General features: G+C 70.4%; 19 protein-coding genes. 7 read left to right on the top strand and 12 right to left on the bottom strand.

What is annotated here, in order from left to right; genetic code table 11:
* Window positions 1-34 precede the first annotated feature (34 nt).
* Window positions 35-3,796, bottom strand: a complete 3,762-nt coding sequence (locus tag E3N94_RS06945; protein WP_134569985.1) for an AAA family ATPase — start codon at window positions 3,794-3,796, stop codon at window positions 35-37.
* 277 nt (window positions 3,797-4,073) lie between these two features.
* Here E3N94_RS06945 and E3N94_RS06950 point away from each other — a divergent pair, with 277 nt between their 5' ends.
* Both E3N94_RS06950 and E3N94_RS06955 read left to right on the top strand, forming a co-directional pair.
* The gene (locus E3N94_RS06950; RefSeq protein WP_134419981.1) at window positions 4,074-4,793 is read left to right on the top strand and encodes a GNAT family N-acetyltransferase; all 720 of its coding nucleotides are present in this window, start codon (window positions 4,074-4,076) and stop codon (window positions 4,791-4,793) included.
* Window positions 4,794-4,808: 15 nt separating this feature from the next.
* Entirely contained in the window at window positions 4,809-5,156 is a 348-nt protein-coding gene (locus E3N94_RS06955; RefSeq protein ID WP_134341759.1) for a hypothetical protein, read from the top strand.
* On the opposite strand, the gene E3N94_RS06960 is transcribed toward E3N94_RS06955, so the two are convergent.
* Window positions 5,092-5,664: a hypothetical protein gene (locus E3N94_RS06960; protein WP_241976701.1), complete on the bottom strand. Its 573-nt coding sequence runs from the start codon at window positions 5,662-5,664 to the stop codon at window positions 5,092-5,094. The two genes, E3N94_RS06955 and E3N94_RS06960, sit on opposite strands and share 65 nt — an antisense overlap.
* On the opposite strand from E3N94_RS06960, the gene E3N94_RS06965 reads away from it, so the two are divergent.
* Complete coding sequence (locus E3N94_RS06965) at window positions 5,663-6,061, top strand: hypothetical protein (protein ID WP_134569986.1); 399 nt, start codon at window positions 5,663-5,665, stop codon at window positions 6,059-6,061. The two genes, E3N94_RS06960 and E3N94_RS06965, sit on opposite strands and share 2 nt — an antisense overlap.
* 312 nt (window positions 6,062-6,373) lie before the next feature.
* Here the strand turns inward: E3N94_RS06965 and E3N94_RS06970 are convergent, their stop codons facing one another.
* From E3N94_RS06970 to E3N94_RS07010, 9 genes are all read right to left on the bottom strand, one after another.
* Window positions 6,374-7,315 carry an Fpg/Nei family DNA glycosylase gene (locus E3N94_RS06970; protein WP_134419978.1) on the bottom strand — a complete coding sequence of 314 codons (942 nt, stop codon included), beginning with the start codon at window positions 7,313-7,315 and terminating at the stop codon, window positions 6,374-6,376.
* A 33-nt stretch (window positions 7,316-7,348) separates the two neighbouring features.
* Window positions 7,349-8,008 (bottom strand): ribonuclease III, encoded by a 660-nt coding sequence (gene rnc / locus E3N94_RS06975; protein ID WP_241976707.1) that lies wholly within the window; start codon window positions 8,006-8,008, stop codon window positions 7,349-7,351.
* 162 nt (window positions 8,009-8,170) lie between these two features.
* The gene (rpmF, locus tag E3N94_RS06980) at window positions 8,171-8,374 is read right to left on the bottom strand and encodes a 50S ribosomal protein L32 (RefSeq protein WP_066596228.1); all 204 of its coding nucleotides are present in this window, start codon (window positions 8,372-8,374) and stop codon (window positions 8,171-8,173) included.
* A 2-nt stretch (window positions 8,375-8,376) separates the two neighbouring features.
* The gene (locus E3N94_RS06985; RefSeq protein WP_104171681.1) at window positions 8,377-8,949 is read right to left on the bottom strand and encodes a DUF177 domain-containing protein; all 573 of its coding nucleotides are present in this window, start codon (window positions 8,947-8,949) and stop codon (window positions 8,377-8,379) included.
* Window positions 8,950-8,960: 11 nt separating this feature from the next.
* Window positions 8,961-11,402 (bottom strand): DUF3488 and transglutaminase-like domain-containing protein, encoded by a 2,442-nt coding sequence (locus E3N94_RS06990; RefSeq protein ID WP_134569987.1) that lies wholly within the window; start codon window positions 11,400-11,402, stop codon window positions 8,961-8,963.
* Window positions 11,389-12,954, bottom strand: coding sequence for a DUF58 domain-containing protein (locus tag E3N94_RS06995; RefSeq protein WP_134371613.1), 1,566 nt, complete (start codon window positions 12,952-12,954; stop codon window positions 11,389-11,391). Before E3N94_RS06995 ends, E3N94_RS06990 begins: the two co-directional genes overlap by 14 nt.
* A gap of 4 nt (window positions 12,955-12,958) precedes the next feature.
* Window positions 12,959-13,930: a MoxR family ATPase gene (locus E3N94_RS07000; RefSeq protein ID WP_134400775.1), complete on the bottom strand. Its 972-nt coding sequence runs from the start codon at window positions 13,928-13,930 to the stop codon at window positions 12,959-12,961.
* A gap of 86 nt (window positions 13,931-14,016) precedes the next feature.
* Window positions 14,017-14,505 carry a pantetheine-phosphate adenylyltransferase gene (gene coaD / locus E3N94_RS07005; protein ID WP_104103054.1) on the bottom strand — a complete coding sequence of 163 codons (489 nt, stop codon included), beginning with the start codon at window positions 14,503-14,505 and terminating at the stop codon, window positions 14,017-14,019.
* A 57-nt stretch (window positions 14,506-14,562) separates the two neighbouring features.
* A complete protein-coding gene (locus E3N94_RS07010) occupies window positions 14,563-16,758 on the bottom strand; it encodes an ATP-dependent DNA helicase RecG (RefSeq protein ID WP_134341766.1) in 2,196 nt (731 codons plus the stop codon).
* Between the two features lie 95 nt (window positions 16,759-16,853).
* Here E3N94_RS07010 and rsmD point away from each other — a divergent pair, with 95 nt between their 5' ends.
* Window positions 16,854-17,432, top strand: coding sequence for a 16S rRNA (guanine(966)-N(2))-methyltransferase RsmD (rsmD, locus tag E3N94_RS07015; RefSeq protein ID WP_134341767.1), 579 nt, complete (start codon window positions 16,854-16,856; stop codon window positions 17,430-17,432).
* A gap of 7 nt (window positions 17,433-17,439) precedes the next feature.
* On the opposite strand, the gene thiL is transcribed toward rsmD, so the two are convergent.
* On the bottom strand, window positions 17,440-18,447 hold the full coding sequence (gene thiL / locus E3N94_RS07020) for a thiamine-phosphate kinase (RefSeq protein ID WP_241986114.1): 1,008 nt from the start codon (window positions 18,445-18,447) through the stop codon (window positions 17,440-17,442).
* Window positions 18,448-18,471: 24 nt separating this feature from the next.
* On the opposite strand from thiL, the gene E3N94_RS07025 reads away from it, so the two are divergent.
* From E3N94_RS07025 to E3N94_RS07035, 3 genes are all read left to right on the top strand, one after another.
* Complete coding sequence (locus E3N94_RS07025) at window positions 18,472-18,987, top strand: DUF3515 family protein (protein WP_104171675.1); 516 nt, start codon at window positions 18,472-18,474, stop codon at window positions 18,985-18,987.
* A 213-nt stretch (window positions 18,988-19,200) separates the two neighbouring features.
* Complete coding sequence (locus tag E3N94_RS07030) at window positions 19,201-20,259, top strand: YeeE/YedE family protein (protein WP_104103039.1); 1,059 nt, start codon at window positions 19,201-19,203, stop codon at window positions 20,257-20,259.
* Between the two features lie 35 nt (window positions 20,260-20,294).
* Window positions 20,295-20,522 carry a sulfurtransferase TusA family protein gene (locus E3N94_RS07035; protein ID WP_134371621.1) on the top strand — a complete coding sequence of 76 codons (228 nt, stop codon included), beginning with the start codon at window positions 20,295-20,297 and terminating at the stop codon, window positions 20,520-20,522.
* The last annotated feature ends 146 nt before the right edge of the window (window positions 20,523-20,668 follow it).

Below are 20,668 nucleotides of genomic sequence, written 5' to 3' on the forward strand. Positions count from 1 at the left end.
TCCTCACTCGACAGCGGCGAACAGCGGCGACGTGTCAGGATGCCTGCTCGTCATCCTTCGCGATGCGCTGCCCGACCACGGCCGAGACCCCATCGAGGCGCATCGAGACGCCGTAAAGGGCATCCGCGATCTCCATCGTGCGTTTCTGGTGGGTGATCACGATGAGCTGACTGGTGGCGCGCAGGTCCTCGAAGATAGTCAGCAGCCGGCCGAGGTTGGCGTCGTCGAGGGCAGCCTCGACCTCGTCCATGATGTAGAACGGACTCGGGCGGGCCTTGAAGATGGCGATCAGCAGGGCCACGGCGGCGAGCGAGCGCTCTCCGCCCGACAGCAGCGAGAGCCGCTCGATCTTCTTGCCGGCGGGCTTGACCGAGACCTCGATGCCGGTCGTGAGCAGGCTGTCGGGATCGGTGAGACGGATGCTGCCGCTCCCGCCCGGGAACAGCACCGGGAACACCTCGGCGAACGCCGCCTGGGTGTCGTCGAAGGCGCTGCCGAAGATGGCACCCATCTTCTCGTCGATCTCCTCGATGATGGTGAGCAGGTCACGGCGCGTGTTGGAGAGGTCGGTGAGCTGCTCAGTGAGGAAGCGGTGCCGCTGCTCGAGCGCGGCAAACTCCTCGAGGGCCAGCGGGTTCACTCGGCCGAGCTGGGCATAGCGGCGCTCGGCGACGGTCAGGCGGCGCTGTTGGTCGTCCCGGTCGAAGCGGACGGGTTCGATGGTCGGGTCTGAGCTGTTCTGGACGGCGCCCGGGATCGGCTGGTCGGGCCCGTACTCGGCCACGAGCACGTCTTCGGTCAGACCGAGGTCGCTGACGGCGCGCTCGAGCAGCCCGGACAGGTGCAGCTTCTTCTCGTAGATGGCCAGTTCCAGGCCGTGCACGGTCTCGGTGACGGCCTGCAACCGGGTGCGCAGAGCGCTGTCCTCCCGGCGCAGCGCCGCGATTTCCTCGTTCTGGCTGCTGCGCTCCGCCTCGGCGGTGGCCAGGCGCAGCCTGGCTTCGCTGGCGGAGGCGTCGACCGAGGCGAGAACCAGCGGGAGCGCCTCGGCCACCCGGCTGGCGGCATCCACCTGACGGCGACGGATGACCGCACGCCGGGCTGCCTCCTCGGCCGCCGCCCGCGCGGCAGTCTGCTGTTTCGCTAGCGCGTCGGCCCGCGCCTGCCCGGCGCGCACGCGTTCGCGGGCGGTCTCGGCCTGGAGCCGGGCCTCGACCTCGGCTTCGCGCGCGGCCTCGAGGGCGGCGACGAGCGCGTCGCGAGGTCCGGTATCCGGCACCGGGCGCGGCCGGGCGCGCTGTTCGTCGCGCGCGGTGCGGGCCATCTCGCTCGCGGCCTCGAGGGCGGCGACGGCCTCGGCCTGCAGTAGGAGGGCGGCGGAGAGCCGACTCAGTTCGGCGGTGGCCGCCTCGAGCTGCACGGTGGCCCGGTTGGTCTTCTCGGCCTGCACGGTCGTGCGGGACTCGAACGCCCGCACCCGGGCGGTGGCCGCCTGGGCCTGGGTCTTGCGGGCGGACAGCACGACGCGGGCCTCGGCGAGGTCGGCGACGACCTGCTCGAGCCGGATGCGCACCGCAGCGAGCGAGTCGGCGGCCGCATCGCGGTCGGCGATGAGCTCGAGGCGGCTGCGCCGGGCCCCGGAACCACCGCACAGCACGGTGTCGCTGAATACGTCTCCGGCCCGGGTGATGACGGTGATCGGGAGGGCTGCGCGCCCGGCGGTCGCCACGCCAACGGTCTCCACGCCAACGGTCTCCACTTCCTCGGATCGGGGTCCGAATCGGTCTACGACGGCTCGGGCGGCGTCGAGGTCGTCGGCGATCACCGTACGCCGGAGCAGGCCGAGCACCCCGGGTGGCGCGTCGATCACCGATTCGGCCCAGAGCAGCCCGGGCTGCACGGTGAGGTCTGGCCGGGTGTCGGGTGCGAGGACATCCGTCGTGCCGGTACCCGACGTGCCAATACCTGACATGCCGGTATCCGCCGTGCCGTCACCGGGCGCGTCGGCGTCGATCGTGCCGGCCGTCGCATCGCCGGTCGCGTCTGCGGGCGGGGCGTCGGCCCTGGCGTCTTCGTCGATCGTGCCGGCCACGATAAGTTCGACCCGGCCGAGATCGTCGGCGCGGGCGCGCACGATGGCGTCGACGGCCGCGCTCCAGGTGTCGGCGAGCACGGCGTCGGCGAGGGAGCCGAGGGCGGCGGCGATGGCGGCCTCGTAGCCGGGCCGCACGCGCACATGCTCGGCCACCAGACCACGGATGCCCGCCGGGGCCGCAGCGAGCAGGGCCGCCGAGCCGTCCTTATGGTCCAGAGCGAGGGACAGTGCCCCCGCGCGGGCGGCGAGGGCGTCCCGTTCGCGTTCGCCGAGGTGCAATTCGTCGCGCAGGCGTTCGACCTCGACCTCCGCCTGGGCGACGGCAGACCGGGCCGCGGCGGCAGCCTCGGCCGGGTGGATCTCGCCGGCGTCGACGGCGGCCGCGTCGAGCGCCGCGGCGTCCGCGGCGAGTCCGGCGAGGTGTGCCTCAGCCGTGTCGACCCGGCCACGGGCAGCATTGAGGGCGTTCTGCTGCCGCAGCACTTCGCCGCGCACGGAGGCCAGGCGGCCCGCGGCGGTCTCGGCCTGCCCGGTCAGCTGGGAGAGGTGGAGGTCGTGCCGGGAGACCAGCACGGCCTGGGCGGCGATCTGTTCGTCGAGCGCGTCGAGCCGGCCCCGGGCCTCCTCGGTGGCCGCGCGGGCGGCAGCCCAGGTGGAGTCGGCCACGTCGATGCGGCTACGCAGCGCGTCGATCTCGGCGGCGGCATCCGTCAGCATCGCCGTGGTCACGCTGGGGCCGGCGTCCACGGACTCGGCCTGCGAGCCGAGCAGGGCCAGCCGCTGGTTGGCGAGGGTGTAGAGGCCGCGCAGGCGCTCCTGCACGGATTCCAGGCCGAAGTTCGTGCGCCGGGCCCGGTCGACGGCGTCGCCGATCTGCTCTTGCTCGAGTCGGCGCAGGCGCCGCTGCCGGGTCTCGAGCTGTTCGGTCAACACGAGTCGTTCGGCGTGCCGCTCGCTCTCGGTGCGGCCGTGCGCGTCGAGCGCGATACGCAGCGTGACCACGTCGTCGGCGAGGAGCCGGGCCCGGGCGTCGCGGGCGACGGCGGCGATGCTCTGCGCCTCGCGGGCGATGTCGGCCTGGCGCCCGAGCGGTTTGAGCTGCCGACGGATCTCCCCGGCAAGGTCGCTGAGCCGGGTGAGGTTGGCCTGCATGCCGTCGAGCTTGCGGAGGGTCTTCTCCTTGCGCCGACGGTGCTTGAGAATGCCGGCGGCCTCCTCGATGAACCCGCGGCGCTCCTCGGGGCTGGCGCGCAGCACGGCGTCGAGCTGCCCCTGCCCCACGATCACGTGCATCTCCCGGCCGAGGCCGGAGTCGCTGAGCAACTCCTGCACGTCGAGCAGGCGGCAGGTGCGCCCGTTGATCGCATACTCACTCGCACCGTTGCGAAAGAGGGTGCGGGAGATGGTGACCTCGGTGTAGTCGATCGGTAGCGCGCCATCCGTGTTGTCGATGGTCAGCGTCACGGCCGCCCGGCCGAGCGGGCCCTTGGTGGACGTGCCGGCGAAAATGACGTCTTCCATCTTGCCGCCGCGAAGGGTCTTCGCGCCCTGCTCGCCCATCACCCAGGCGAGTGCGTCGACGACGTTGGACTTGCCCGAGCCGTTGGGCCCGACCACGCAGGTGACGCCGGGTTCGAAGGCGAACGTGGTGGGGTGGGCGAAGGATTTGAAGCCTTTGAGCGTGAGGCTTTTCAGATACACGGTTTCGCCCCCTTTCGCCGCTGACTCGGGTCGCGGCTGCCCGGCGCGCCGCCCCCAGTAACGGTACCGGACACAGCCGCCACCGCCCGGTAGGCGCGGTCCCTGGCGGTAGGCGCGGTCCCTGACGAATTCAACGGAGATTTTGCCGATTTGGAGCGGAAACGGATGTATCGGGCCGGGTTTGAGCAAAATCTCCGTCGAATTGGTTCGGAGTTGGGGCCGAACCCGGGCGGCAGGGGCGGCAGGGGCGGCAGGGGCGGCGCTACGCTGGCCGATCATGGGGACCTTCACCTTCGAGATCGACGAACTCGCCATCCCCCCCGCGCCGCAGGCTCCCGGCTGGGCCGATTTCGAGGCGGCAAACGGGGTGCGCAACACGGTCGAGGCGGAGGCGTATGGCACCACCGACCTGGAGCTGACCGCCGAAGAGCTCCTGCCGGACTGGCTCAAGCAGGCGTGGGAGCCCAAGCGCCTCCTCGTGGCCCGGTCCAAGGGACGCCTTGTCGGGCGCGGTCACTACGAGACCCTTCCGGAGGGTTCCGCCGAGCACGCGTGGTTGGCCGTGGAAGTGCTTCCCGAGTACCGACGGCGAGGCATCGGCTCAGCCCTCACTGCCCGGCTCGAGGCGATCGCGCACTCCGAGGACCGCAGCGTTCAGATCGTCTACGCACCATCACCGACAGCGCCGGGTGGGCGCCTTCACTCCCCCACCGGGTTCGGTTCGGTTCCGCTCGGCAACCCCGAGGTTCGGTTCCTTCAGGGCCGCGGCTACCTCCTCGAGCAGGTCGTGCGCGCCAGCCGGCATACCCTGCCGGTGGATCCCCCGCAGCTACGTCGACTGCGCGACGCCGCCGCCGCGCACGCGGGTCCGGACTATGCAGTGCTGCAGTGGGTCGATCGCACCCCGCCGGAATGGTTGCCCGATCTGGCGGTGCTCTACACGCGCATGAGCACGGATGCCCCGAGCGCCGGCCTTGCCGAACCGGAGCAGCTCTAGACGCCCGAGCGCGTCATGCAGGAGGAGCAGAAGGCTGCCGCCGGCAGGCGCACGGCGTTGACCTCGGCGGTGCTGCATGGCCCGAGCGGCCACCTCGTGGGATTCACCGAGCTGGAGGTGCCGGCGGAGTCCCGCCGCGCGGTCAGCCAGGAGGACACTCTGGTGCTGCGCGAGCACCGCGGCCGCCGGTTGGGGATGCTGCTGAAGACGGCGAACCTCGAGCTGCTCGCGGCGGAGCGCCCCGGGCATCCGTCGGTGATGACCTATAACGCTGAGGAGAGCCGGCACATGCTCACGGTCAACGAGGCCATCGGCTTCGTGCCGCTTGGTTACGAGGGAGCCTGGCGCCGCGACGCCCTCTAACCCGGCTCTCCGGCCCTCGAGCCTGCCGAGCCCTGAATTTCCGAACCCTGAGTCCCAGAGCCAAAGACCCAGATCCCGAGACCCGACAACCAAAAGCCCAAAGCCAAAGCCAAAGAACAAAAGACCGCAAAGCCAGCAAAGAGGGCAAAGCCGGCACACGTAGCTGAGGCGAAGGGCGGCGACCGCCGAACACCCGGCCCTGATCGGCCTCGCCGGCGATCGTCAGCAGCTGCACGAGGGCATCGGCGGCGATCTGGTCCGTGGTGCGGGGGTCGTCCTGCATGCGTGTGGCCCACGCGGCTTTCGCCTTGTCGACGAAGCGCACCCCGCCGCGGCGAGGGCTGGTGATCGAGTCGAAGACGGAGAGCACGAACTCGCCGTCTTCGGTCGCGAAGAGGCCATTCAGACGCACCTTGCCGTTGCCGAGCCGGTAGACCTTCAGGAACCGGTCGTCGTGGGCCTGCTTCTCCCAGGCGGCAATGCCGGCCTCGTCGAGGCGGTCGCGCATGCGCCGCGCCAGTCTGAAGACCTGGTCCGTGTTCAGCGTCGACGCCTCGACGAGAAGCAGGGGTCAGGGCTTCGGTGAGCTTGTCGGCGGTGACCGTCGCGGCGATCTGGCCGAGACCAAAACGGATCGACTCGGCCGCGTCGACGGAGAGAGCGCCCCTGGTGACCGCGCGGGCGATCGGCGCTTGCCAGGGCACCTTCGCAACGAACTCCGCGACCTCGGCGGCATCAGCGTCCGGCGACTCCACGGCCGCCTCGACGCGCGCCTGCGCCGCCTCGGCACCGGCCATCATCGTGCCGACCGAGACCAGTTTGAACGCGTCGGTCTTGGTCGAGCCCGTCACCTTTTGGATCAGCGCCTCGGGCGAGAGGAATCCCTGCTGCGGGGCCAGACCTGAATGGCCGAGTTCGGGCCGGGACCGCCGGGCGATGGTCGCCGCCATCCACGCGGATCGCGTGTCGAGGAGGCGGCGGGCGGCCGCGATCTGCTTCTGACCGGCCAGCACCTCGGCGTCGGCGAGGTGCTCCTAGTCGGCGCAGGAGGAGTCCAGGCGGGCGACGGCATCCGTTGCCGCTCTGAGGTCATCTGCGGCGGTTGTCATGGTCCGCGGTTAGCAAAGATGGTGATTGAAGTTGAGAGTTATTCACTTGATATTCAAAAGAGTTTCGTATTTTTGTTCAACAGTCAGGCTTCTCGCGGGCAGCGAGCCTCAGCGCAGCCGTTGGCATCGCGGGCAGAGGTGTGAACTGCGGTTCATGAACTGCTGCCGCACGAGCAGTGTGCCGCAGCGGGGGCACGGTAGACCCTGCCGGCCGTACGTGTTGAGGCGGTGCGAAAAATATCCGGACTGACCATTCACGTTCACGTATTGCGCATCGAAACTGGTGCCGCCCTCGGCCAGGGCCCGGTTCAGGATGCTGCGGACCGCGCCGAGCAGCGCCCGCCCCTTCGCGGGCGACAGGGAGTCTGCCGGCTGCTCGTAGTGCACCCGGGCCTCAAAAAGGGCCTCGTCGGCGTAGATGTTCCCGATGCCGCTGATCAGGGTCTGGTCGAGCAGGGCGCGCTTGATCCCGGTCTTCTTGCGGGCCAGGGCAGCCAGGAAGAGCGGCGCCGAGAAGCCCGGATCCAGCGGGTCGCGCGCGATGTGCGCCACCTGCGACGGGATCAGCCCCGACCAGCCCAGGCCCGAACTGGCTAGTCCGTCCGCCCCGGTCGCGCCGCCTGCGAGCCCGGAGTACCCGGCCGTCAGCCCGTCGCGGGTGGGCTGCATCGAGTCCACGGCCATACTGCCGAAGATGCGCTGGTCGACGAAGTTGACCCACAGCTCGCCATGTTCCGGGTGCTCGATCTGCAAACGGATGCGCAGGTGCCGGTCCGTGTCCGATCCGGGGCTGCGCAGCAGCACCTGACCACTCATTCCGAGGTGCACGACCAGGGCGCGCCCGGAATCCAGCGGCAGCCAGAGGAACTTACCCCGGCGGACGGCGGCGAGTACGCCCCGGCTCTGCAACAGGTCGGAAAAATGCCCGCTCGCGGCGTCATGGCGACGCAGGGATCGTGGCTCGAAGACCTCGACGCCGACGATCACGGCGCCGGTTACGGCCGGCGCCAGGCCGGCGCGAACGACCTCCACTTCAGGAAGTTCGGGCATGCGAGCCTTTCAGCGTCACGGCCTGACAGCAGCTCAGGGAGCGCTGAGGCGCGTCCAGGCGTCGAGTGCGGCGGCCATCTCGGCGTGCTTCTTGCTCGTGCCCTCGCCGACCGCACTGACGTCACCCACGGTGACGGTGGCGATGAAGATCTTGGAGTGATCGGGTCCGCTTTCCGCGATGGAATACACGGGAACCCCGGTGCCCAGGCGAGCCGCGGCTTCCTGCAGGCTCGTCTTGGGGTCCATGGATACTCCGAAGTGCCCTGGGTCACGGAGGAGCGGCTCGATCAGGCGCAGCACGAGCGCCGTCGCCGTCTCTCCGCCGGAGTCGAGGTAGACCGCTCCGATGAGCGCCTCGACGGTGTCGGCAAGGATCGACGACTTGTCACGCCCATTGGTGAGGATCTCGCCGCGGCCGAGGCGCACGTACGCACCCAAGCCGATGCCGCGCGCGATGCCCGCCAGGGCAACGCTCGACACCAGGCTGGCCCGGCGCTTGGCAAGGTCACCCTCGTCGAGCTGCGTGTACTCCCGATAGAGCATGACCGTCACGGCCTGCCCCAGAATCGAGTCGCCGAGAAATTCGAGGCGCTCATTATTGGGTATGCCGCCGTGCTCGTACGCGTACGAGCGGTGGGTGAGAGAGAGCTCAAGCAAGGCCGGGTCGATCTGCACGCCGAGAGTCGCCAGCAGGGACGAAACCTCGGGATCGACGTTCACGAGTGCCGGCTCAGCGAGTGCGCGCCGGGCAGATGCCGACCGAAAACACTGATGCCGCGACTCAACGGAACGGGACCCTGAATCGGGACTCCCGGCATCCGTCGGCGCGGCATCAGGCGTTCGAGCACGACGAGACTAAACGTCGGCGACCTTGCGGCCCTTGTATTCCATGAACAGCGCCGTGCCGGCTGCGTCGGTGACGACCTTGGCGCGGTGCGGCAGGCTGTAGACAACTTTGCCGTTTTCCATGGTCTTGACCAGGGTGGGCGCTTCGGCCTTCCAGCAGGAACGACGTGAACGGGTGTTGGAGCGTGATTGCTTGCGCTTCGGGACTGCCATGACTACTTCTCTTCTCTATCCGTTTCAGCCTGGATGTCTTCATCCGTGCCGCTGCTTTCGGAAGCTTGGAATTCCATGAGCGCGGCCCACCGGGGATCGCGCTTTTCTTCGGGTAGGAACTCAGGGGCCTCGGCAAGCCGTTCACCGGTCTCGGGGTCGAGACCTGGGCAATCCGGCCGGCAAACCGGCTGGAACGGCAGTGACAACACCACCGCATCCCTGATCAGAGGTTCAAGATCCACGTGGTCATCTTGAACTTCACTTTCATAAGCTTCGTCTAGAGAGTACGCGAAAAGCTCGTGAAACTCGACTTGGACCGGCAATTCGACGTCGATGAGGCATCTGCCGCACTCTCCGGCGGCGATTCCGGACACCTGGGCCGACACGAGGATGCCCTCGTGCAGGGTTTCAAGGCGCAGGTTCGCGATCACGGTAGAGCCGGCTTTCACGGCGACCAGGCTCTCGCCGAGGTCTCCCGGCACGACTATTTCGAGGTGTCGTTCGTGCATGGTGCCCGGGCGGTTGATCAGGTCGCGCACATCGACCTTGTACGGGGTCTTCTTGAATCTACTCACGAGGGAAGATTCTACGCGTTCACGGCTGGGCGTCCGATTCGTCGCTCGCCGGGGCGCCAGAGCGATGCCGGCAGCAGCGTCGCCCGCACCCGCAGGCGCCGGCCCGACACCGAATGGATGCCGCGGAGCACCACGTCGAGGTCGGCCACGCGTTCCGCCGCCCGCGCGGACTGCGCGTCGTCACCCGGTCGCCCGTAGTGGCTGCGCTCCGCTCCCACGAGGAGCCGGTCGAGGGCCTCGGCCGCGGCTCCCCCGCCCGGACCGGCGCCCTCCGTAACGCTCTCGGTACCGCCTACCGAGCCGATGAGAACCCGGAGCCGCGCGGCGAGCTCGCGCGGCGTCTCGGTCTCCCGCACGAAGACGCCATGGTCCACCGCCGTGTCGCTGACCTCACGCCACGCCTCCACGGCCCCGCTCTGCCCCGACAGGAGGCCCCGGCGCCGCAGCATCCGCCGGGTCACCCGGATGAGGGCCGGCAGAAGGAGCAGCGCGAACGTCCCGAGGACGAGCAGGCCGAGACGGATGATGCCGCCACGCGAGTCCGCGGGCGAAGAAGCGTCGGCCTGGGCGTCAGCGGCGTTCTGGCCGCCGAGGTCCTCGGGGCGCGGCGCGTCCGACGGGCCGGCCTGGCCGGAATCAGTCAGCGGCACGGTGACGGCATTGTCCTGCGTGTACGCAGGCACGGCGCCGCGGCCGGGCGTGGGCTCGAAGGGCACCCAGCCGACGCCCTCGAAGTAGATCTCCGTCCACGCGTGAAGGTCGTGGGTGTCGACGCTGTACCGGCCGACCCCGGCGACGGAACCCGACGCGGACAGCGACCCGGGCTGGTAGCCGATCGCGATCCGGGACGGGATGCCGATCGAGCGGGCCATAGCCGCCATCGCCGAGGAGAAGTGCACGCAGTACCCGGTCTTCACCTCAAGGAAGGTGCTGACGACGTCAATGCCGCCACCGTCATAGCCGGCCTCGACGGGAGCCTCGGTGTCGTAAGCGAAGTCGCTGCCGCGCAGGTAGTCCTGCAGGGCCCGCGCGGCCTCGTACGCGCTCGTGGTGCCGGCGGTGACCTCACGCGCGGTGTCGCCGATCAGGGCCGGAGTCTCGGCTGGCAGCCTCAGGCTGCGCCGGATCTCCGCCGGATACGCACCCTCGGCTTCCCGCAACTGCTCCGCCGTCGGCTCCAACGTGAGCGCGGTGACGGTGTACTCCTGGCCGCGGGTCGTGTCGCCGGGGCTCGTGATGGACCCGGTCGCCTCGTTCCAGTACCAGGCGCCGAGCAGGCCGGTCACCGAGCGGGGCGGCGCAGGGGTAGGCAGCCACCGGGCGGCCAGGTTGTCGATGCCGATGGTCGTGATCGTCTCGCTCGTCTTGATATCGGGTGAGAACCCTGGCGGCAGGTCGATGTCGTCGACGGCGTTCGCGCGGCTCCTGGGCGCCTCCCCGGCGGTCCAGTTGCGGCCCGAGAATTCATCGAGTGTCAGCAGCCGAAGGTAGGGCGGCCGAGTCGCCGTGGTGCGGAAGTGCAGCACCGGTTCGGCGTCCGGCCGGCGCAGGTCCTGACCGAGGTTGATCATGGGGCTGACACCGTTGGCGAACAGCAGGCTGCTGCCCGGGCGCGCGCGCGTGAGGCTGCCCCCAGGCAAGACGGGCGTGGCGACGCTGACCACGATTGCCGCCACTATCGCGACGCTGCCCACGACGACCGCTCCCTGAGAAGAGCCGGGCACGTGGCGCCGCCCGGGCGCGACCGTGCCGGGCCCCGCTACGACCGGCGGGCCGGGCAGGCTGCCGGCTCGGCGCATCCGGATCTCGACATGGAGGAGCAGGAGGTAGGCGGCGGCCGTGAGCACGAGGGCCTCCAGGTTGGCCTCGTGGCCGAGGGCAAGCCCCGGCACGAGCAGCGGCACCAGCACGGGCAGTCCGGCGAGCGCGGGCACGCGCAGGATGACCGCGAGCGTGTCGATCAGGATCGCGATCACGCCGGCGCCGGCGCTGAGCAGGAACAGGATGCCGGCGGTCGCCTCGGCCGGCGTCGATTGCTGCTCGATGGAGACCACCCCGGAGAGCGCCAGATCGCGGAACCGGTCGATCGTCTCCCCGGTCGGGATCAGCCAGAGCCAGCCGCTTCCGGCGCCGAAGAGCAGCGTCAGGACCGCCACAAGAACCCCTAATCCAGCGAGCGACCCGAGAAAGACGGGCAGGCCGGCGCGGCGGAACCCGGCGGAACCGAGCAGGACGCCGGCGGCCGTGAACGTCATCAGCCACCACCAGCCCGTGCCCTCGAGCAGCGGCCCGAGGCCGGCGTCGGCCACGACCAACAGCAAAAGGAGTGCGAACGCGAGGGGCCACTCCGCCCGCTTGAGTCGGGCCGCGCGGGCGGAGGGGTCGCGCCAGGCGGTGCGAGTGCCCTGGTCGGGAGCGGCCTGGTCGGGAGCGACCCGGTCAGACGGCGTCATTCAGGGGCCTCCTCGCGCCGATAAAGTCCTCCCAGGCACGGGGGATGTCCGGGGTCTGGTGCACGGGGATGCAGCGCCAGCCGGCCTCGCGCAGCCGGCGCACGGCATCCGTTCGCACCGTGGGCAGCACGAACGCCACCGCGGGGCGGCTCTGGGACACGAGGTCGGCGAGCTCGGCTAGATCCCGGTCGTCGACGGCGACGAGCACCGCGAAGGTCGGCAGCAGCCCGCCGGGCACCACGAGCGTGCTGAGTTTCGCGGCGGTCCCGGACTCGGGCGTACCTGGTTCGACGGATGCCGGGGGTCCGGGCTTCACTGCGGGGCCGCCGAACGTGTACGTCTGTTCTGCTTCGTCCTCGGCGGTCTCCGCCGGGTCGGGCGGGTCCGCCGGCTTGACCCCGGCCAGGCCTTCGAGCAGCAGCGCGACTCCGCCCGGCGGCAGGAAGACGGTGGGAGGGTCGCCGCGCAGGCCGCCGCGGCCGCCGGGTCGCCCCGGGGTGGCGTTCGCCTGACCCGGGCTCGCCAGTCTGCCGGACGAGCCCGAACTGGGACTGGACAGGCTCGGTGTGGACAGGCTCGGTCCCAGCGCAACGAGGTCGAGCCGGTAGCCGGCCGCCAGCAGGTGCACCCCCACGGATGCCGCGAGCTCGACGGCCACCTCGAACGCCTGCTCGAGGCGCGGCCCGCCGAGATCGGTGCCGCTGTCGGCACCGGCACCAGTGTCGGCACCGACGACGGTCGGGCGGCCGCGGCGTCCGCGCAGCGCGGTGTCAAGCACGAGTCGGGCTCCGGGGTTGCTCTGCTCTTCCTCCTGCCGCACCATGATCGCGCCCAGGCGGGCCGTGGCCGGCCAGTTCACGCGGCGCAGCGGGTCGCCCGGCCGGTACTCGCGCGCGATCAAGGGGTCTGCGTTGTGGTTCAGGTGCCGGAGCCGCTCCGGAACGTCGCCGTCGTTCAGGGTGCCGGTGAGGCCCCGGCCGGCCAGGGCGGTCACCCGGGGCGTCACCGCCAGGTCGTGCGGCTCCCCCACGGCCCACTCGCCCGAGGCAAGGCCGAACGGATCCGAACGCCCGATCAGCACCGGGCCCGTTGCGTAGAGACCCCGCCGGGGCAAGCTGAACCGGTACTCGAACCTCACGCTGTCTGCACCGGTGTCCGGGCCGCCCTCGTAGCGGTCGAGGGCCGGCAGCGGCGTTCCGGCCGGCACGGTCAGTCCGGCGTCGCCGGCGTCCCGCCCCCGCACGGTGTCCCGCAGATGCAGGCCCGCCAGGGGCCGGGGGGAAAGGTTCCGCACCCCGAGCCCCACGACGACCTCGCCGCCGGCCGGCACGACCGGTGGGCGCAGCATCCGGGTGACGCGCAGGCGCACCGGATGGATCGAGACGTACCCGAGGGCGGCGACGGGGATGGCCAGGAGCACGCCGGCGATGAACAGAAGGTCGCGCTGGTTCGTCAGCAGGGCGAGCAGCAGAAGGCCGGCTCCCGCGGCGAGGAACATCCCGCCTCGAAGGGTGACCCGGGGAAACCGGACGCGCCGCTGCTTCGCCGGCATGGCGTCAGGGATGCCCGGTGGCACCGACGGGAACGGGGGTGGCCGCCACGATCCGGCGAACGATGTCGTCGACCACCGGGCCGCTGTCCTGATGGTGGCCGAGCACCCGGCTGCTCGCCACGAGGCGGTGCCCGAGCACGGCGACGGCGAGAGAGTCGATGTCGTCGGGCAGCACATAGTCCCGGCCGTGCAGCGCCGCCTGGGCCTTGGCCGCCCGGATCAGCTGCAGTGTGGCACGGGGGCTGGCGCCCAGGCGCAGGTCGCGGTCGTCGCGGGTGGCCCGCACCAGGCTGACCGTGTACTCCTTCACCGCGGGAGAGGCGAACACCCGCTGTACGGCCGTCATCATTCCGCGCAGCTGGGCGCCGGAGACGACCGCCTCGATGCCGGCCAGCGGGCTCGACGTGTCTCGGGCATCCAGCATCATCAGCTCGGACTCGGTGTCGGGGTACCCCATCGAGATGCGTGCCATGAACCGGTCCCGCTGGGCTTCGGGAAGCGCATAGGTGCCCTCCATCTCGATCGGGTTCTGGGTGGCCACGACCGTGAAGGGCAGCGGCAGCAGATAGGTGGAGCCGTCGACGGTGACCTGGCGTTCCTCCATGCATTCCAGCAGCGCGGACTGGGTCTTCGGGCTCGCCCGGTTGATCTCGTCCCCGATCACGATGTTCGCGAAGATGGCGCCAGGCTTGAACTCGAATCGGCGGTCCACCTGGTTGAACACCGACACGCCCGTCACGTCGGAGGGCAGCAGGTCGGGGGTGAACTGGACGCGGCTGACCGTGCAGTGCACGGACTTGGCCAGCGCCTTGGCCAGCATGGTCTTGCCGACGCCGGGAACGTCCTCGATCAGAAGGTGCCCCTGGGCCAGCAGCACCGTGAGAGCCGTCGTGACGGCCGTGTGCTTGCCGTCGATGACGGTTTCCACATTGCGGATGATCGCACGCGCCGCAGCCTCGACGGCCGGAAGGCCCATCAGGGTCTCGTCGTCCGTGTCGGCGACAGGGCCGCCCACGTTCCCGGCGAGCGCCGGAACGGAAACCGAGCGCAGGGGCGACGTATTCACACGCGTGTCTTCTGCAGGAACGCCGCCACGGCCGGCGGCACATACGGGGTGATATCGCCGCCGAGCGCGGCGACCTGGCGCACCAGGGAACTGGACACGTGGGCGTTGGCCGGGTCCGGCAGCAGGAAGATCGTTTCCACGGCGGCGAGGTTGCGGTTCACGATCGCCATCGGGGTCTCGTAGGCCACGTCCACCTGTGAGCGGATGCCCTTGATCAGCACGCTTGCGCCGACCTCCGTGCAGTATTCGACGAGCAGCCCCATGCCCCAGGAGGCCACCACGATGTTGCCCGGCAGCCCGGCGTCCAGGATGGACCGCTGCAGCAGGGAAACCCGCTGGCTGATCGGCAGCAGAGCCGTCTTGCCGGGGTTGTGCACGACGAGCACGTGCAGTTCGTCGAAGAGACCGGACGCCCGTTCAATCACGTCGAGATGACCCCGCGTGACGGGGTCGAATGAACCGGGGACGACGGCGATCCTGCGCATAGCGATCACCCTAGCCCCAGTGCGTGAACGGTGCCTGAGCGCGCTCCGATCCTGCTATCAGGACTTGGTGAGCGAGGCCCGCTCCGCGTCGTCGAGGCGCCGCCGCACCGCCTCCCGCAACGCCGGGACCGATTCGAGGTGCGGGTCGTGCTCGCTCAGGCGCTGCGCATGGCCTCTGGCCTCCCCGATCAGGTCGCCGTCGGTCGCCACCCTCAGCAGGCGCAGCGAAGAGCGGCCCCCGGACTGGTTGCTGCCGAGCACATCGCCCTCCCGGCGCAGCTCCAGGTCGACCTGGGCCAACTCGAACCCGTCGAGGGTGGCAGCGACAGCCTCGACCCGCTCGCGCGCGATGGTTTCGGCCTCCGCGCTCGTGACCAGGAGACAGAGCCCCGGCACGCCGCCGCGGCCCACCCGGCCGCGCAGCTGGTGCAGTTGCGAGACGCCGAACCGGTCGGCGTCCAGCACCACCATGGCGGAGGCGTTGGGCACGTCGACGCCGACCTCGATGACGGTCGTCGCCACGAGCACGTCGATCTCACCGGCCGCGAACGCGCGCATGGCCACGTCTTTCTCTTCGCTGGTCATGCGCCCGTGCAGCGGTTCGATGCGGGCAGAGGCCAGGGCCGGGATACGACGCAGTTCGGCGAGCACCATTTCGACGGATGCCGGCGCTGCAGCCTCGGGATCGACCTCCGCGCCCTCCTCGAGCTGTTTCGGGGCGATGGCCGGGCACACCACGAAACCCTGGCGGCCCTGGGCGAGCTCCTCCGCCAGCCGGGTCCACACCCGGGTGACCCAGCCGGGCTTCTCGAACACAGGCACGACGAACGTCTCGATGCCCTGCCGCCCCTCCGGCAGCTCCGCGATCGTGCTCACGTCGAGGTCGCCGAACACGGTCATGGCCACGGTGCGCGGGATCGGGGTGGCGGTGAGCACCAGCACGTGCGGCGGCACGGCCCCCTTCAGCCGCAGCGCCTCGCGCTGGTCCACGCCGAACCGGTGCTGCTCGTCGACGACGACCAGTCCGAGGTCGAAGAACGTGACCTTGTCGCCGAGCAGCGCATGCGTGCCGATCACGATCTTGGCCTGTCCGGACACCACTCGGAGCAGCGCCTTGCGGCGCTCTGCCACCGGCAGCTGCCCGGTGAGCAGGGTGGGCATCAGCGTGCCCGCCAGCTCGGGGCCGAGCGACCGCACGATCGTGCGCAGGTGTTGGGCCGCCAGAACCTCGGTGGGAGCGAGGAAAGCCGATTGGCCGCCCGTGTCGGCGACGGTGAGCATGGCCCGCAGGGCCACGACGGTCTTGCCGGATCCGACCTCACCCTGCAGCAGCCGGTTCATCGGGTGGGTCTCGATAAGGTCGGCGGAGATCTCCGTGGCCACGCCCTGCTGGTCCGCGGTGAGGCTGAAGGGCAGGCCGGCGTCGAAGCGCTCGAGCAGGCCGCCGGACGACGCCACGCGCGGGGTGGAGTGCTGCTGCCGGGCGGTGAGCCGCTGCTGCACCAGGGCGCTCTGCAGCACGAAGGCCTCGGTGAACCGCAGGGTGTCCCTCGCGCGGCGCCAGTCCGCATCGGTTTCCGGGCGGTGGATCAGCTCGAAGGCCCGGCCCTGCGGCAGCAGCCCGCGCTCGGCGCGCAGCCCCGGCGGGATCGGGTCGGGCACCGGGCCCACGCTGTCCAGCAGGATCGCGATGGACTGCGCGACCTGCCAGCTGGCCACGGTGTTGGTGGCCGGGTAGATCGCGACGGGCTGCTCGATCCAGAGTTTGGCGGCCGCGGCATCCGTGGGCATCTCGGGTTCGTCGTCGGCGCCGGGGCCGAAGAGCTTGTAGGTCGGATGCGTGAGCTGCAGGTGGCCCCGGTAGTCGGTGACCTTGCCCGCGAACATTCCGCGCATGCCGGGTTGGAGCTGCCTGGCCCGCCAGGACTGGTTGAACCAGGTGAGACTGAGGATGCCGCGGCCGTCGGAGATCTTCACCTCGACGATCGACCCCTTGCGGGCTTTCATCGGGCGTTCCTCGACCGAGCGGATCTCCGCCACAATGGTCACGTTCTCGTCGAGCGGCAGCAGGCTGATCGACGAGAGCTCGCCGCGGCGGGCGTAGCGGCGCGGGTAGTGGCTGAGCAGATCGCCCACGGTGTGCGAGCCGAAGGCCTTGCCCAGGGCGACGGCCGTTTTGCCACCGACCACGGTGGCCAGCTTGCTGTCGAGGGTCACCGGGGCGAGAGTCTCCCCAGCCTCCGAATCGGTCATGTCTCGATCGTAGGCGGCACGTGCGACATACGGCACCGCGTCGGCGCGAGTGCACCGCGACCGCGGCCGCCGACGGGCGATAAACTCGACAGGTTATGACGCGAATCGTCGCCGGGTTTGCCGGTTCCCTGCCCCTGGCGGTGCCCAAGACCGGCACCCGCCCCACCAGCGACCGTGTTCGGGAGGCGATCTTCTCCGCCCTCGACGCGCGCGACATCATCCGTGGCGCTCGGGTTCTCGATCTGTACGCCGGGTCGGGCGGGCTCGGCCTGGAGGCGGCCAGCCGGGGAGCGCGCATCGTGACCCTGGTCGAGAACAACTTTGGCGCCGCGCAGATGTGCCGCAAGAACACCGAGGCCGTGCTGCGGGCGGCACCGGGGCGGGGCGCCCCGAAGATCAAGGTGAGCAGCCAGGCCGTGCAGTCGTTCCTCGCGGCCACCGGCGAGGGGTTCGACCTGGTCTTCATCGACCCGCCCTACGACCTGGCCGAGACCGAGCTCGGCCACAACCTTGCCGCCCTGGCGCCGCTGCTCGACCCGGGCGCACTCGTCATCGTGGAGCGCAGTTCGCGCTCCCCCGAACCGGTCTGGGGAGCGGGCCTCGCATCCGACCGGCGCAAGGACTACGGCGACACGACCGTCTGGTACGCCTCCCCCGTGCTGCCGGCGGCCTGAGGCGCTCTCAGGCGACGGCGCCGTCCCAGCCGCGGTAGGGGTCCCAACCGGCCTGGTCGTGGGGGCGGCCATCCACCAGGACCGAGCCTGCGGCATCCGTCACCACGCCGACGGCGCGGAAGCCGGCCGGCAGCACGGCGCCCGGCGGGAAAGTGGCCAGCAGGCCGTGGTCCTCGCCGCCGCCGAGGGAACGCTCGACATTCTCGCCGAGGGCCGACCGGTCGAAGTCGATGCCCACGCCGCTGGCCCGGGCGAGGCGCCCGGCGTCGATGGCGAGTCCGTCGGACACGTCCAGCATCGCGGTCGCACCGGCGCCGGCGGCGGCCGGGCCTCGGTCGATGGGCGGCACCGGTGCGAGCTGCGCGGCGACCGCCTCAGGATGCTGCGCCCGCAGTGCGTCCGCCAGCGCAGCATCCGGAACACCGTTTTCGTCCACGGCGAGGCGGAAGAGCAGGTCCAGGCCTCGGGCGGCCTCACCGAGGCGCCCGGCCAGGACCACGACGTCGCCTGGCCGCGCCCCGGAGCGCAGCACGGGCTCGCGTCCCTCGAGGTCGCCGAAGGCTGTCACAGCGAGCGTGAGGGCGTCGGACGCGGACAGGTCGCCGCCGACGACGCCGCAGCCGGGGGCCAGCGCCTCGCAGCAGTCGCGCACCCCGTCGGCGATGCCCTCGATCACCGAGATCGGCGTCGACGGCGGGGCGGCGATCGCCACCACCAGTGCGGTGGGACGGGCCCCCATGGCGGCGACGTCGGACAGGTTCGTCGCGGCGGCCTTCCAGCCGAGGTCGTGCGGGGACGACCAGGCGAGCCGGAAATCCGGACCCTGGATCATCATGTCCGTGGTGACGACGTAGCGCCCGTCCGGGGCCCGCATCACGGCGGCGTCGTCGCCGGGGCCGAGGAGCTGGGCCGCGGAGCCCGGCAGTCGCGGGAAGATCCGGGCGAGAACCTCCCCTTCGCTCAGGTCGGCCAGCGTCGCACTCATGGGGATCATCGCGCCCGCAGAATTCGTCATGCTTCAAACGGTAGCCTGAATGCAATGACTCCCCGCATCCGTTTCCTCCACACCGGCCTCGCGCTCACGCTCGTCGCCGGTACCGTGCTCCTCACCGGCTGCACGGCGGTCGTGCCGCTGGAACCGGCCGCGGATGCCGTCAATCCCACCTGCGCCGACCTCATCGTTCGCCTTCCGACCTCGGTGGCCTCGCTTCCGGAACGTGAGACGAACGCCCAGGCCACGGGCGCGTGGGGCACCCCGAGCGCGGTCCTGTTGCACTGCGGCGTTGCCGTGCCCCCACCGACGACGCTCCCCTGCCTCACGGTCAACGGCATCGACTGGATCGAAGACGACTCGGATGCCCCGCTCTACCGCTACACCACCTACGGCCGCGACCCGGCCACCGAACTGGTCATCGACTCGGACAAGGTCAGCGGGTCCACGGTGCTCGTAGACCTGGCGCAGGCCGTGGGTAACATCCCCGCGACGGGCCAGTGCCTCGGCGCCGCGGACCTGCTGCTGCCGACCGACGGCGAGACGGTGGCGCCCGCTCCATAGCCCGCCACCCTGCCACCCCGCCGTCCTGCTGCCCCGAGTCGACAGCTTTCGGGGGTTGCGGCCGCACGGACGAGTGCGGGTACGGAGTTGTCAAGTGTTACGTCTCATTTCGTTATGCCGCGACGTCTGGGAGCAGCGCCGCCGGCCGGCCCGTAACGTCGCTGGGGAGTCGCCGTCACACGGCGTGCGGCCTCTGATGGACGGGGACACGACATGCTTCTCACCGGACTCGGCCTGGGCGTCGCCCTGGGCTTCACCATGCAGCGGGGCAGGTTCTGCGTCACCGGCGCTTTCCGGGACCTGTGGCTCACGGGCAGCACCCGCTGGCTGACGGCCTTTCTGATCGTCATCGCGGTGCAGAGTGTGGGAGTCTTCGCCCTCGACGCTGCCGGTGTGATCACCCTCGACCCCCAGCCCTTCGCCTGGCTGGCCACGATCATCGGTGCGTTCATCTTCGGGTTCGCCATCGTGCTGGCCGGCGGATGCGCCACGGGCACCTACTACCGCGCCGGCGAGGGTCTGGTGGGCAGCTGGTTCGCCCTGATCTTCTACGCCCTCTTCTCCGCCATCTCGAAGACGGGCGCGCTGTCCGCTCCGGTCGCGGCGCTGCGCGGTATCACCGTGGAGGCTTCCACCATCCACGGAGTCCTCGGCATCTCACCGTGGGTGCTGGTCGCGGTGCTCGTCACCGGCGTCGGCCTGCTCGCCCGGCACCACCTGCGGCTGCGGTCGTCCCTGCCGGTCGCTTCGCTCCCGGCCCGCACGAGCGGCATCCGGCATCTCCTGTTCGAGAAGAAATGGGGCGCGTTCACCACCGCCCTGATCATCGCGCCGCTCGCCATCCTCGCCTGGCCGCTCAGCTGGGCAACCGGGCGCGAGTCCGGGCTCGGTATCACCGGGCCGTCCTCGAACATCGTCAACTACCTCGTGCGCGGCGATCCCCAGTTGATCGACTGGGGAGTGTACCTGGTGATCGGCATCCTGCTCGGCTCGTTCATCGCAGCCAAGGGCAGCGGCGAGTTCCGGGTGCGGCTGCCCGATGTCACCACCACCATCCGCAGCATCCTCGGCGGGGTGCTGATGGGCGTCGGAGCCAGCCTGGCCGGCGGCTGCACCATCGGCAACGGCATGGTCGACACCGCCACCTTCGGCCTCCAGGGCTGGGTGGCGCTGGTGTTCATGATCATCGGCACCGGCGCCGCGACGCGCCTCTTCATCACCGGGTCCGCGCGGGTAGGGGTCTCCCCCGCTCGCGTTCCGGCCAACCAGTAGCAACCCCGCAGCCAACCAGAAGAAAGAAGCCCGACATGGCACAGTACGTACTTGAGACCGACGGTCAGGTCTGCCCGTTCCCGCTCGTGGAGGCCGGAGCCGCAATCGAAAAGCTCGACCTCGGCGACGAGCTCACCATCAACTTCGACTGCACGCAAGCGACGGACGCCCTGCCACGCTGGGCGGCGGAGAGCGGCTACCCGGTCACCCACTTCGATCGCGTCGGGGACGCCCACTGGACCATCACGGTGCAGAAGGTCTGATCGCCGCGCCGGGCGCGCGGCTGGGCGGCTAGATGTTGTTCCCACACAGGTTGTGAGCGTGGCGTGAGCTAAAAAGGTGAGGACCTCCGGTATCGATTGGGTTACCACACTCAACACGATGCAACGGAGGCCCTCATCTCTTACGT

Origin of the sequence: Cryobacterium sp. Sr3 (assembly GCF_004402835.1) — a bacterium.
GTDB classification, from domain to species: Bacteria; Actinomycetota; Actinomycetes; order Actinomycetales; family Microbacteriaceae; genus Cryobacterium; species Cryobacterium sandaracinum.